Source organism: Streptomyces sp. NPDC101234 (assembly GCF_044767525.1).
GTDB lineage: Bacteria > Actinomycetota > Actinomycetes > Streptomycetales > Streptomycetaceae > Streptomyces > Streptomyces sasae.
The window spans coordinates 171,995-184,580 of record NZ_JBIWOA010000020.1 but is presented as its reverse complement, the minus strand read 5'-3'; the positions used below and the strand labels follow the sequence as shown (position 1 = coordinate 184,580).

General features: G+C 71.7%; 10 protein-coding genes. 8 read left to right on the top strand and 2 right to left on the bottom strand.

Annotated elements, in window-relative coordinates:
* Positions 1–90 precede the first annotated feature (90 nt).
* Positions 91–1,536 (top strand): FAD-dependent monooxygenase, encoded by a 1,446-nt coding sequence (locus ACIRR9_RS32830; RefSeq protein WP_403759293.1) that lies wholly within the window; start codon positions 91–93, stop codon positions 1,534–1,536.
* A gap of 208 nt (positions 1,537–1,744) precedes the next feature.
* Entirely contained in the window at positions 1,745–3,007 is a 1,263-nt protein-coding gene (locus tag ACIRR9_RS32825; RefSeq protein ID WP_403759290.1) for a M14 family zinc carboxypeptidase, read from the top strand.
* A gap of 133 nt (positions 3,008–3,140) precedes the next feature.
* Here the strand turns inward: ACIRR9_RS32825 and pepN are convergent, their stop codons facing one another.
* Together pepN and ACIRR9_RS32815 are read right to left on the bottom strand one after the other, a co-directional pair.
* Positions 3,141–5,714 (bottom strand): aminopeptidase N, encoded by a 2,574-nt coding sequence (gene pepN / locus ACIRR9_RS32820; RefSeq protein ID WP_403759287.1) that lies wholly within the window; start codon positions 5,712–5,714, stop codon positions 3,141–3,143.
* 201 nt (positions 5,715–5,915) lie between these two features.
* Positions 5,916–6,932 (bottom strand): aspartate-semialdehyde dehydrogenase, encoded by a 1,017-nt coding sequence (locus tag ACIRR9_RS32815; protein WP_384566884.1) that lies wholly within the window; start codon positions 6,930–6,932, stop codon positions 5,916–5,918.
* 47 nt (positions 6,933–6,979) lie between these two features.
* Here ACIRR9_RS32815 and ACIRR9_RS32810 point away from each other — a divergent pair, with 47 nt between their 5' ends.
* From ACIRR9_RS32810 to ACIRR9_RS32785, 6 genes are all read left to right on the top strand, one after another.
* Positions 6,980–7,141, top strand: coding sequence for a hypothetical protein (locus ACIRR9_RS32810; RefSeq protein WP_403759283.1), 162 nt, complete (start codon positions 6,980–6,982; stop codon positions 7,139–7,141).
* 90 nt (positions 7,142–7,231) lie between these two features.
* Positions 7,232–7,759, top strand: coding sequence for an RNA polymerase sigma factor (locus ACIRR9_RS32805; RefSeq protein ID WP_384566890.1), 528 nt, complete (start codon positions 7,232–7,234; stop codon positions 7,757–7,759).
* Between the two features lie 2 nt (positions 7,760–7,761).
* Entirely contained in the window at positions 7,762–8,544 is a 783-nt protein-coding gene (locus ACIRR9_RS32800; protein WP_403759280.1) for a hypothetical protein, read from the top strand.
* A 141-nt stretch (positions 8,545–8,685) separates the two neighbouring features.
* Positions 8,686–9,150 carry an NUDIX hydrolase gene (locus ACIRR9_RS32795; RefSeq protein ID WP_403759277.1) on the top strand — a complete coding sequence of 155 codons (465 nt, stop codon included), beginning with the start codon at positions 8,686–8,688 and terminating at the stop codon, positions 9,148–9,150.
* Positions 9,151–9,395: 245 nt separating this feature from the next.
* The gene (locus ACIRR9_RS32790; RefSeq protein ID WP_403759274.1) at positions 9,396–11,174 is read left to right on the top strand and encodes a TIGR03767 family metallophosphoesterase; all 1,779 of its coding nucleotides are present in this window, start codon (positions 9,396–9,398) and stop codon (positions 11,172–11,174) included.
* 95 nt (positions 11,175–11,269) lie between these two features.
* Positions 11,270–12,433, top strand: coding sequence for a serine hydrolase domain-containing protein (locus ACIRR9_RS32785; protein WP_403759271.1), 1,164 nt, complete (start codon positions 11,270–11,272; stop codon positions 12,431–12,433).
* Positions 12,434–12,586: the final 153 nt, after the last annotated feature.

Genomic DNA, 12,586 nt, shown 5'->3' with positions numbered 1-12,586 from the left:
TTGACTGTCGCGCGTGTCCGTCCTATCCTTGCCAACAAGCGTTGACCAACGGGTGTTGGCCAACAAGTGTTGGCTCTCTGGGAGGTCCCCATGAACGGCACGACCGGCCCCACCCCCACCGCCCCCCGGGTGATCGTCGTCGGCTCCGGCCCCACCGGCCTGCTCCTGGCCGGTGACCTCGCCACCGCCGGCGTCCCGGTCACCCTCCTCGAAAAGCGCCCCCACAAGATCAGCAACCTCTCCCGCGCCTTCGTCCTGCACGCCCGCGCCCTGGAGCAGCTCGACGCGCGAGGTCTCGCCGACGACCTCGAGGCCGTAGGCCGACCCGTCACCCGGCTCAACCTCTTCGACGGGCTCACCCTCGACCTCGGCACCCTCCCCTCCCGCTTCCACCACGTCCTCGTCCTCCCGCAGTACGAGGTCGAGAAGGTGCTGGAGCGCCGGGCGGCCGAGGCCGGTGTCGACTTCCGCCACGACTCCGAGGTGACCGGCGTGACCCAGGGCGCCGACGGGGTCACCGTCCACATCAAGGGCGCCGAGAGCCTGCGCGCCGCGTACGTCGTCGGGGCCGACGGGATGCGCAGCGCCGTACGGGAGGCGGCCGGGCTGCCGTTCCCGGGGCGGTCGGCGATCAAGTCCGTCGTCCTCGCCGACGTGCTGCTCACCGAGCAGCCCGAGACCCTGATCACGGCCGCCGCGGTCGGCGACGCGTTCGCCTTCCTCGTCCCCTTCGGCGACGGCTACCACCGCGTCATCTGCTGGCACCGCGGCCGCGACGTCCCCGACCGCGAGCCGGTCGACCTCGCGGAGATCAAGGAGATCACCCGGGAGGCCCTGGGCCGGGACTACGGGATGCACGACGCCCGCTGGATGTCCCGCTTCCACAGCGACGAGCGCCAGGTGCCCAGCTACCGGGCCGGCCGGCTCTTCCTGGCCGGCGACGCGGCGCATGTGCACACCCCGGCCGGCGGCCAGGGCATGAACACCGGCCTGCAGGACGCGGCCAACCTGAGCTGGAAGCTCGCCGCCGTGCTGCACGGCCACGCGTCCCCCGACCTGCTCGACACCTACCAGAGCGAACGCCACCCCGTCGGCAGGACCGTCCTGCGCAGCAGCGGCGCCATCGTCCGCCTCGCCATGGCCAAGGGCTGGCAGCTGCCCGTGCGCGCCGCGCTCGCCACCGTCCTCGGCCGGCTGGCCCCCGCCCGCCGCCGGGTGCTCGGCCAGATCACCGGCGTCGGCTACCGCTACCCCGCCCCGGGGGGCGCCCACCGTCTCACCGGCGCCCGCGTCCCCGACCTCGCCCTGGCCGGCGGCGGCCGCCTCTACGAGGCCCTGCGCGGCGGCCGGTTCGTCCTCGTCACCCCGGGCTCCCACGACCCGGGCGCGGGGCGCGCGGACCGGCTGGCCGTGGCGCGCTGGGCGAGCGACCGCCGAACCACCCTGCTGGTGCGCCCCGACGGATACGTGGCCTGGGCGGCCGAGAACGCCCGGGACGCGGACATCGACAGGGCGCTCGCCGCCCACCTCGGATGACCGGGGCCCGTCCGGCCCGTGCGGCGGACCAGTCCCCACAGCCACCCTTGACAGGTGCTGCCCCGGGAGTTCCCATGGGAAAGCTCAGGCTCAACATCCTTACTGAAAAGGGGAGTTGAAATGGCAACCAAGATCGAGATTCGCCCGTTGGACAAGAAGGAGACCACCGGGGACAGCAACTCTCAAGGCGCCTGATCGGAGGGCCCGCGTGCGGACATCGTCGTCCCGGCGCCCGCTCTACCCGGGCGTCGACGAACTGGAGCGGCAGGCCCGCACGCTGGCCGCCTTCGCACCGAAAGTCCTGCGGCTGCGCGAGGCCGGACGGAGCAGGGCCGGACGGCCCCTCCACCTACTCTCCGCCGGGCAGGGGCGGCACCAGCTCCTGACCGTCGCGGGAGCGCACGCCAACGAACCCGTCGGCGGCGCCTCCGCGCTCCGCCTCGGCCGGCTCCTCGCCCACCGGCCCGAACTGCTCCGCGGGCTCGACTGCACCTGGCACTTCCTGCTCTGTCTCGACCCGGACGGCGCCCGCCTCGCGCACGGCTGGCAGCCCGAGGAGCCCACCCCCTCCCCGGAGGAGTGCCACCGGCACTTCTACCGGCCCGAGTTCGCCTGCCAGCCCGAGTCACCGCCCGCCCCCGGCACCGGCCGGGAGCCGCTGCCCGAGTCCACGGTGCTCGTACGGCTCCTCGACGAACTGCGCCCGACGGCCCAGTTCACCCTGCACGGCATCGAGATCGGCGGCGCCTTCACCATGCAGACCCGGGAAGTCCCCGGAGCCGCGCGGGCCTTCCGCGAGACCGCCGCCCGGCTGCGCATCCCGCTCGACGACCACCCCTGCGACGGCCCCGACTGGCGGCCGGACCCGCCCGGTGTGCTGCGGCTCCCGCCCGCCAGCGGCGGCAGCGAACGCGACCCCAGCGGCTTCGTCGCCGAGAGCACCTGGCTGCACCCCCGCCGGTACGGCACGCTCACCGCCCTCGTCGAGGCACCGGCCTGGGCCGTCCCGGCGGTGAGCGACTCCCGGCCCGAACCCGACCCGCGGCGCGCGGTCGGCGCCGCCTGCGACCTGCTGCTGGCCAGGACCCGGGAACTCGGCACCCTGCTGGAGCCGGTCCGGTCCGACACCGTGCCGTACGAGCTGCTGCCCCTGCACACCGCCGCCGCGGAACTGCTGCGCGTCGCCCCGTCGCTCGCGGTCGGCTGGGCGGAACAGGAACACACCGGCTCCCGCGGCCACTTCGCGACCCTCGGCGTCTCCGCCCGGCGTATCCCGCTGCGCGTGGCGGCCATGGCGCGCCGGGCCCTCGCCCGTACCGCGCCCGCGACCGCCGACGTCCTCACCGACCTGGTACGCGAATGGTGCCGGGAACTCGACAAGACCTATGAGCCGCGCTGGATCCCGGTGTCCGCACAGACCGGGCTGCATGTACGGACGATGCTGGATCTCGCCGGCCGGCTGTGCGCGTAGCGGAAAAAGCCGCGTCGTAGCGGAAAGTAGCGGGGAAAGCCGCATCGTAGCGGAAAGTAGCGGGGAAAGCCGCGCCGTAGCGGAAAAAAGGAGGCGCCCGGTATGTCACCGGGCGCCCCCACCGTCGTACCGGCTACTCGGCCGCCGCGTCCGCGGCCTGGGCCTTCAGCGCGCGCTCGACGCCCGCGCGGGACTCCGAGACGAGGCGGGCCAGGGCCGCGTTCGGCTGGGCCGCGGCCAGCCAGGTGTCCGTCCTGGCCAGGGTCTCCTGGGAGACCTGGAGGGACGGGTAGAGGCCGATCGCGATCTGCTGGGCGATCTCGTGCGAGCGGGAGTCCCAGACCGACTTCAGGACCTCGAAGTACTTGTCCGTGTACGGCGCCAGCAGCTCACGCTGGTCGGTCTGGACGAAGCCGCCGATCACCGCCTCCTGCACGGCGTTCGGCAGCTTGTCGGAGTCGATGACCGACGCCCAGGCCTCCGCCTTCGCCTCCTCGGTCGGGCGGGCGGCGCGGGCGGTGGCCGCGTGCCGCTCACCGGCGGCCGTCTTGTCCCGCTCGTACTCGCCCGCGATCTCCGCCTCGTCGAAGCGGCCGACCGCCGCCAGCCGCTCCACGAACGCCCAGCGCAGCTCGGTGTCGACGGCCAGGCCCTCGATGGTGTGGGTGCCCTCCAGCAGGCTGTCCAGGAGGTCCAGCTGCTCCGGGGTGCGGGCGGTGGCCGCGAAGGCACGGGCCCAGGCCAGCTGGTGGTCGCTCGCCGGCGCGGCCGCCCGCAGGTGGGCCAGCGTGGCGTCGGTCCAGCGGGTGAGCAGGGCCTCGCGGGCGGTCGGGTCGGCGTACAGCTCGACGGCGAGCTTCACCTGGCGGTGCAGGGACTGCACGACACCGATGTCGGACTCCTTGCCGATGCCGGACAGCACGAGGGACAGGTACTCGCGGGTCGGCAGTTCGGCGTCGCGGGTCATGTCCCAGGCCGACGCCCAGCACAGGGCGCGGGGCAGCGAGGACTCGAAGTCGCCCAGGTGCTCGGTGACGAAGTGCAGGGACTCCTCGTCCAGGCGGACCTTGGCGTACGACAGGTCGTCGTCGTTGAGCAGGAACACCGCCGGACGGGCGCGGCCGGCCAGCTGCGGTACGGCCGTCAGCTCGCCGTCCACGTCCAGCTCGATCCGGTCGGTGCGGACCAGCTTGCCGGTCGCCTCGTCGAGGTCGTACAGGCCGATCGCGATCCGGTGCGGACGCAGCGTCGGCTCGCCCTTGGCACCGGCCGGCAGCGCCGGGGCCTCCTGGCGGATGGCGAAGGAGGTGACGACACCGTCGGCGTCCGTCTCCACCTCCGGGCGCAGGATGTTGATCCCGGCCGTCTGCAGCCACTTCTTCGACCAGGTGCTCAGGTCACGCCCGGAGGTCTCCTCCAGGGCGCCCAGCAGGTCGGACAGGCGCGTGTTGCCGTACGCGTGCCGCTTGAAGTACGCCTGCACACCGGCGAAGAACTCGTCCATGCCGACATAGGCGACGAGCTGCTTCAGGACGGACGCGCCCTTGGCGTACGTGATGCCGTCGAAGTTGACGAGCACGTCGTCCAGGTCGCGGATCTCCGCCATGATCGGGTGCGTGGAGGGCAGCTGGTCCTGCCGGTACGCCCAGGTCTTCATGGAGTTGGCGAACGTCGTCCACGAGTGCGGCCAGCGCGAGCCGGGTGCGTACGCCTGGCAGGCGATGGAGGTGTACGTGGCGAACGACTCGTTCAGCCACAGGTCGTTCCACCACTCCATGGTGACCAGGTCGCCGAACCACATGTGGGCCAGCTCGTGCAGGATGGTCTCGGCGCGCGTCTCGTACGCCGCGTCGGTCACCTTGGACCGGAAGACGTACTGGTCGCGGATGGTCACCGCGCCCGCGTTCTCCATCGCGCCCGCGTTGAACTCCGGCACGAACAGCTGGTCGTACTTCTTGAACGGGTAGTCGTAGTCGAACTTCTCCTGGAACCAGTCGAAGCCCTGCCGGGTCACCTCGAAGATCGCGTCCGAGTCCAGGAACTCGGCCAGCGACGGACGGCAGTAGATGCCCAGCGGCACGCTCTGCCCGTCCTTCTCGTACACGCTGTGCACGGAGTGGTACGGGCCGACGATCAGGGCGGTGATGTACGACGAGATACGCGGCGTCGGCTCGAAGACCCAGGTGTCGTCCTTGGGCTCGGGCGTCGGCGAGTTGGAGATCACGGTCCAGCCGGTCGGCGCCTTCACCGTGAACTGGAAGGTCGCCTTCAGGTCCGGCTGCTCGAAGGAGGCGAAGACCCGGCGGGCGTCCGGCACCTCGAACTGGGTGTACAGGTACGCCTGCTCGTCGACCGGGTCGACGAACCGGTGCAGACCCTCACCCGTGTTGGTGTACGCGCAGTCCGCGACCACGCGGAGCACGTTGCGGCCCGCCAGCAGGCCCGGCAGTGCGATCCGGGAGTCCGCGAAGACCTCGGCCGGGGCGAGCGCGTCGCCGTTCAGGGTGACCTCGTGGACCGCCGGGGCGACCAGATCGATGAAGGACGCGGCGCCGGATTCGGCGACGTCGAAGCGCACCGTGGTCACGGACCGGTAGGTACCGCCCTCCTGCGCGCCGGAGAGGTCGAGATCGATCTCGTACGAGTCAACGGTGAGCAGCTTCGCCCGCTGCTGTGCCTCTTCGCGAGTCAGGTTTGTGCCAGGCACGCGGTCATCTCCTCGTTATGTGTGGGTTGCGCCATCCTTCCATGGGACGGTGCCCGGGACGTCGAGGGAAAACCCGAGAGATTGCCTGTCAGCGCCCTCGCAGTGACGCGCCCGAAGGGGCGCGGGGCTGTGTCGACATGCGGCTGCCGCCGCGGGGCGCGACCAGCCCCCACGCACCCGCACCCGTACGACGGACCGGTCCTACCGCGACAGCTCCGCCGCCACCAGCTCGGCGATCTGCACGGCGTTCAGCGCAGCGCCCTTGCGGAGGTTGTCGTTGGAGACGAACAGCGCGAGCCCGTTGTCCACCGTCTCGTCACGGCGGATCCGGCCGACGTACGACGGGTCCTGGCCGGCCGCCTGCAGCGGGGTCGGGATGTCGGAGAGCTCGACACCCGGCGCCTCGGCGAGCAGCTCGGTCGCCCGTTCGGGGCTGATCGGGCGGGCGAACCGGGCGTTCAGCTGCAGGGAGTGCCCGGAGAACACCGGGACGCGCACACAGGTGCCGGAGACCTTCAGCTCGGGGAGCTCCAGGATCTTGCGGGACTCGTTGCGCAGCTTCTGCTCCTCGTCGGTCTCGTTCAGACCGTCGTCGACGAGGTTGCCGGCGAACGGCAGCACGTTGAAGGCGATGGGCCGCTTGTAGACCTGCGGCTCGGGGAAGTCGACCGCCGAGCCGTCGTGGGTCAGCCGCTCCGCGTCGGCGGCCACCTTCTGCACCTGGCCGTGCAGCTCGGCGACGCCCGCGAGACCGGAGCCGGAGACCGCCTGGTAGGTGGTGGCGACCAGCGCCTGAAGGCCCGCCTCCCGGTCCAGCACCTTCAGGACCGGCATCGCGGCCATCGTGGTGCAGTTCGGGTTGGCGATGATGCCCTTGGGGCGGTCCGCGATCGCGTGCGGGTTGACCTCGGAGACGACCAGCGGGACCTCGGGGTCCTTGCGCCAGGCGGAGGAGTTGTCGATCACGACGGCACCCTGCGAGGCGACCTTCTCGGCCAGCGCCTTCGAGGTGGCCCCGCCCGCCGAGAACAGCACGATGTCCAGGCCGGTGTAGTCGGCGGTCGCCGCGTCCTCCACCGTCACACCGTCCAGCACGGTCCCGGCCGAGCGGGCCGAGGCGAACAGGCGCAGCTCCGTGGCCGGGAAGTTGCGCTCCGTGAGGATCCTGCGCATGACCGTGCCGACCTGACCGGTGGCTCCGACGATTCCGACCCTCACGGCGACTCCCTCTGCATACGTTGACGTGTGTCTGCGGCCTTTCCATCATGCGGCCGACCCGGGTCAGCCTGTCCAATTCTTTGGGCGCCACGCCCACCGACTGGACCACCCGCTCCGTGGAACTCCCGCTCACACCCGTGCTGAGCTGCAGAAATTACCTCTCCGTGGCCGTCGCACCGCAAGCTGTGCTGCGCCGGGCGCCGGTGTGACGTACGCCTCGGAAAAGATTTCCGGTGCCCCGGCCGAACGTTTCCGGGGGCTGCGGCGTCGTAGGGGAAACGCAGTGAGGGGGGTGGGTCGTGCTGCGCAGAAAGGCCCGCCGCGCCCAGGAGGACCAGCACGGGGATCCTCTGGACGCGGACCAGGAGCGCAGGGTCCGGGCGGTGCTCGCGCTGGGCGGCGTACCGCAGGCGGACCTGCTGGACGGGGTACAGCAGGTCCGCCTGCGGTTGCTGGAGCGGACCGCGAACGGCCAGGAGGCCCCGCGGGACGTCTCGGCGTGGGCGGCGGTCGTCGCCTCCCACCTCGCCATGGACTGGCACCGCGCCAAACGCCGCCAGGAACGCCTCGGCGAACGGCTGGCCTCCCTCCGCCAGCCCGACCACGCCCTCGGCGAGGACCGCAGCCTGCTCTCCGTCGCCGTCGCCCGCGGCCTGGACGACCTGCCGGACGCCCAGCGCCAGATCCTCGTCCTGCGTTTCTACGCCGACCTGCCGGTACGCGGGATAGCCGAGGAACTCGGCATCCCCGAGGGCACGGTCAAGAGCCGGCTGCACACGGCGGTACGGGCCCTGCGCGCCCGCCTGCACGAGGACGAGGTGGTGTGAGCATGACCGCCGAACACGAGAACAACGCCGGCGAGCCCGGGAACCCCGTCGAGCCGGGCGAGGTCGATGCCCTGTTCGCCGTCCTCATGGACGAACCGCTCTCCGCCGAGCAGCGGGCCGATCCCGCCTTCATGGCCGAGCACCGGGCCGCCACCGCAGACGTGGCGCTGCTGCGCGACGAGCTCGGAATCATCGGGGACACCCTCGCCGGGCCGCCCCTTCCGGCAGCCCACCCCCACCCCCACCTGCGTCCCCGCCCTCGCCCGGCAGCGCGCCGCCGCCCCTGGCAGCACCCCGGCGTGCGGGCCGTCGGTCTCGCCGGTGCCCTCGCGGCCGCGTTCGCCTCGGTCGTGCTCGGCGTCGGCTGGCTCGCGGCGAACGGCGGCTCGGACGCCATGTCGAACGGCGCCGGCGCCGACAAGGCCGCCGGCAGCGGCGCGTCGAACGCGGAGGGCGTCACCGGCCCCGGCTACCTCGCCTGCGCCCGGCTCGTCGTCGAGGGCACGGTGACCGGTGTGCACCGGATCCCGGGCACCGGCGAGGAGCGGGTCACCCTGAAGGTGACCCACGCCTACAAACCGGCGAAGACCGCCGCCGAGGTCGACGTCCTCTTCGAGTCCGGCTCCGACGACCGGATCCGCGCGGGCGCCCGCCTCCTGGTCGGTGTCACGGCCGGGCAGCAGATCCCCGACCGGTACGCGGTGGGGGAGTCGGACATCGCGCCCGAGCGCGCCTGGATCGTCCGTGACCTGCCCGAGTCGCGCACCCTGACCTGCCGGAAGTGATCCGGAGCCGAAAGGGGCGGGCGACCGTCAGGACGCCCGCCCCGCAGCACCGGGATCGCCTACGGCATGACGGCGTGACCTTCGGCCTCCCCTCCGGGAAATCCCGTGGCCGTCGGCCCCGGCGAGCCCTACCGTGCCGATGTGCGAAAGAAGTTGAGGGTGGCGGCCTACGCCGTGTGCGTCCGTGACGGACAGATCCTGCTCGCCCGGTCACCCGCCCCCGACGGCACGCCCGAGTGGGTCCTGCCCGGAGGCGGCATGGACCACGGCGAGGACCCCTACGACACCGTCCGCCGCGAGCTCATGGAGGAGACCGGCTACCGCATCGAGGTGACCGGACTGCTCGGCATCGACTCCTTCCACCGGCGCTTCGCCCGCGGCTCCCTGCTGTCCCGGGCCACCGACCACCACGGCGTACGGATCATCTACACCGGTGAGATCGTCGGCGGCGAACTGCGCAACGAGGTCAACGGCTCCACCGATCTGGCCGCCTGGCACGACCTGGACGCGGTACCGGACCTGAGGCACATCCGGCTGATCGACGTCGCCCTCAGGCTGTGGCGGGAGCGGCCGGCCGCGGGACGGTTTGCAGAAGAGCGGTCGTGAGGGCCGGAGACCCTCCCCTACCCCGGCAGATGAACGCGGAGTGACCGGTCCCCGGACTGCCGAAATCCGCTCCATGACCGGTCCTCACCTCGCCTGATCCACGTACGGTGATCGGTGCTGCGCGTTGCCGCCGAGTTCACGCACAGGTCACCCCCGGTGCCAACGATCCAGAGTGAGCGGGAAGTTCGCGGAAGCGATCGCCCGCGACCACTGCCGGACGCGTTCGTACTCGGGGAGATCGCGCCATGTCGCGCATACGCTCTGTCGCCACCTCCGCGGCCCAGAAGGGCCGCGAGGCACTGGAGATCAACCGCCGTTCCGTGCTCGCCGCCGCCGGGGCCGTCTCGCTCTCCGCGGGCGTCGGCTACGCCCTGCGCCCCACCGACAGCCAGGCGGCCCCCGCCGCGACCGAGGAGCAGCAGCCGGTCGCCGAGAGCCGCAAGGCCCCCGCGGCGCCCCTCGCCCCCTACACCAAGGGCACCACCCTCGCCTCCGTCGCCGCACCCCGGAACAGCTCCGGGTACCGGCGGCTCGGCGACGGCGCCGGCTGGAAGCGCGTGCTGCGCTCCGACCTGGCCGCCGCCAAGTCCGGCCGGGAGAACCGCCGTACCGCCCTCGCCGCGTTCGTGCAGTTCACCGACCTGCATCTGATGGACGTCCAGCACCCGCTGCGCCTGGAGTACGTGCGCGTCCACGACCGGCACGCCTGGCGCCCGCACGAGGCGCTCACCGTGCCCGGCGCGATCTCGCTCGTCGAGCGGGTGAACGCGCTGCGCGGCGCCCCGGTCACCGGCTCCCCGCTGCACTTCGTGATGACGACCGGCGACAACACCGACAACAACGCCCACTCCGAACTGGAGTGGTTCATGAAGGTGATGAGCGGCGGCCGGATGAGCCCCAACACCGGGGACCCGAAGCACTACCAGGGTGTGCAGAACAGCGGCCTCAAGCTGTTCTGGCAGCCCGACTCCACCGTCCGCGACGGCGACAAGGCGCTCGGCTTCCCGCACCTCGCGGGCTTTCTCGCCGCCGCGATCCGCGAGGTGCGCAGCCCCGGCCTCAACCTGCCCTGGTACTCCACCGTCGGCAACCACGACGCCCTGCCGCTGGGCTGCTACGGCTCCCACGCCGACCCCTACCTCGCCGCGGCCGCGATCGGCGGCAAGAAGCTGATGTCGGTGACCGACGCCGACGCGAAGAAGCTCCAGGACTCCATCCGCAAGGCCCAGGACCCGAAGGGCAGCGGCTACCGCGACTTCCTGAAGGCCCACGCGCGCTCCATGCGCTCGGTGACGCCGGACGAGAAGCGCGCCCCGTACACCCCCGCCGACTACCTCAAGGCCCACCTGGACCCGGCCTACCAGGGCCTGGGCCCGGTCGGGCACGGCTACTCCTCCGCCAACGTGGACGCGGGCACCCAGTACTACGCCTTCCGTATCTCCGACGACGTCATCGGCATCAGCCTCGACACGACGGACGCGGGCGGCCACTACGACGGCTCCATCGGCACGGCCCAGCTGCACTGGCTGGACAAGACCCTGACGGAGAACAAGGACTCCTACGCCGTCGTCTTCAGCCATCACACCAGCCAGTCGATGACCAACACCCGCCCCGATCCGGCCCACCCGGGCGAGCGCCGTCACACCGGTGCCGAGGTGGTCACCCTCCTCAACCGCCACGCCAATGTGCTGGCGTGGGTGAACGGTCACATCCACCGCAACCTCATCACCCCGCACACCGCCTCGAACGGCCGCTCCTTCTGGGAGATCACCACGGCGTCCCACGTCGACTACCCCCACCTGGCCCGGATCGTCGAGCTGGTGGACAACAAGGACGGCACGATCTCCCTCTTCACGACCCTGATCGAGTCCGCGGCCCCGCACCGCACCGACTTCACCGACCTCTCCCAGACCGGCCTCGCGGCCCTCTACCGCGAACTCGCCTTCAACGCACCCGGCGCCAGCAAGGCCCTGGCCGGCAACCCGGTGGACCGGAACACGGAGCTGGTCCTGAAGAAGGGCTGAGACTCACTCAACCGGCGTAGGCCGAGGCAACCGGCCCGATCACGACGGAGTCCCATCTCCCGACCGCGTCAGACGACTCAGTTGGGGGATGGGACATGTCCGTACGTACGACGCTCGTGGCGGCCACCGCACTGGCCCTGTCGGCAGCACTGGCGGCACCGGCACTCGCGGCACCCGCCGCCGGTCGTTCGGCCACCCGGCCTTCGGCCACCGACCATTCGGCCACCCGCAAGGCGGTGGAGACGGCGGTCGTGGAGGGCGTGACCGGGGTGACGGCGACGGCCCGGGACGCGCACGGCACCTGGTCGACGACGGCCGGAGTGGGCAACACACGGACCGGCGCCCCGCGTTCCCCGTCCGACCACTACCGGGTCGGCAGCATCACGAAGACCTTCGTGGCCACCGTGCTCCTCCAACTGGAGGCGGAGGGCCGCCTGTCGCTCGACGACACGGTGGACAGGTGGCTGCCGGGCGTGGTGACCGGAAACGGCAACGACGGCCGTCGCATCACCGTCCGTCAACTCCTCAACCACACCAGCGGCATCTTCAACTACACGGCGGACGCCGACTTCGGCCGCACGTACTTCCTCGCGGACGGCTTCCTCGAGCACCGCTACGACACCATGACGCCCGCCGCCCTGGTGGCGATCGCGATGAAGCACAAGCCGGCCTTCCTACCGGGCACCAGCTGGGCGTACTCCAACACGAACTACGTCCTGGCGGGCATGGTCATCAAGGCGGTGACCGGCCGCTCCTACGCCGAGGAGATCACGAACCGCCTGATCAGGCCCCTCCACCTCACCGGCACGTCCCTCCCCGGCACCCGCCCCACCGTCCCCCGGCCGAGCAGCCGCGCCTACTCGAAACTGGCGGAGACGACCACGGGCCCGACCTACGACGTCACCACCCTCAACCCCTCCCTCGCCTCCTCCGCGGGCGAGATGATCTCCACCTCCGCCGACCTGACCCGCTTCTACGAGGCCCTGCTGCGCGGCAGCCTCCTGCCTCCCCGCCGGCTCAAGGAGATGAAGACCACCACCCCCGTCCCCGGCGCCCCCAACAGCGCCTACGGCCTCGGCCTGATCGACCAGACCCTCTCCTGCGGCCGCCACGTCTGGGGCCACGACGGCGGCATCCACGGGTCCACCTCCACCGCCGCCACCACAGCGGACGGCCGCCACGCCCTGGCCCTGAACTTCAACGCGGACTGGACGGGAGACCCGCAGACGGTGGTGGAGGCGGAGTTCTGCGGGGGGTGAGCCCGGCGTCGATCATCCGACGGCCTACACCGGCGTCCGTTCAGCCGACTCACTTGCCACTCTTTTTGCCGTCGGCCCTGCTGTCGTCGAGTGCGTGGAGGTGCTCGCGGGTCCCGTAAAAGTGCAGGTCAGGAGGGTGGGTAGGAGGACGGC

Bases quoted from the DNA above. Each gene is read 5' to 3' on its own strand.
- ACIRR9_RS32830 (WP_403759293.1), top strand. From the start codon at position 91: ATGAACGGCACGACCGGCCCCACCCCCACCGCCCCCCGGGTGATCGTC.
- ACIRR9_RS32810 (WP_403759283.1), top strand. From the start codon at position 6,980: ATGCGGCCGACCCGGGTCAGCCTGTCCAATTCTTTGGGCGCCACGCCC.
- ACIRR9_RS32800 (WP_403759280.1), top strand. From the start codon at position 7,762: ATGACCGCCGAACACGAGAACAACGCCGGCGAGCCCGGGAACCCCGTC.
- ACIRR9_RS32790 (WP_403759274.1), top strand. From the start codon at position 9,396: ATGTCGCGCATACGCTCTGTCGCCACCTCCGCGGCCCAGAAGGGCCGC.
- ACIRR9_RS32785 (WP_403759271.1), top strand. From the start codon at position 11,270: ATGTCCGTACGTACGACGCTCGTGGCGGCCACCGCACTGGCCCTGTCG.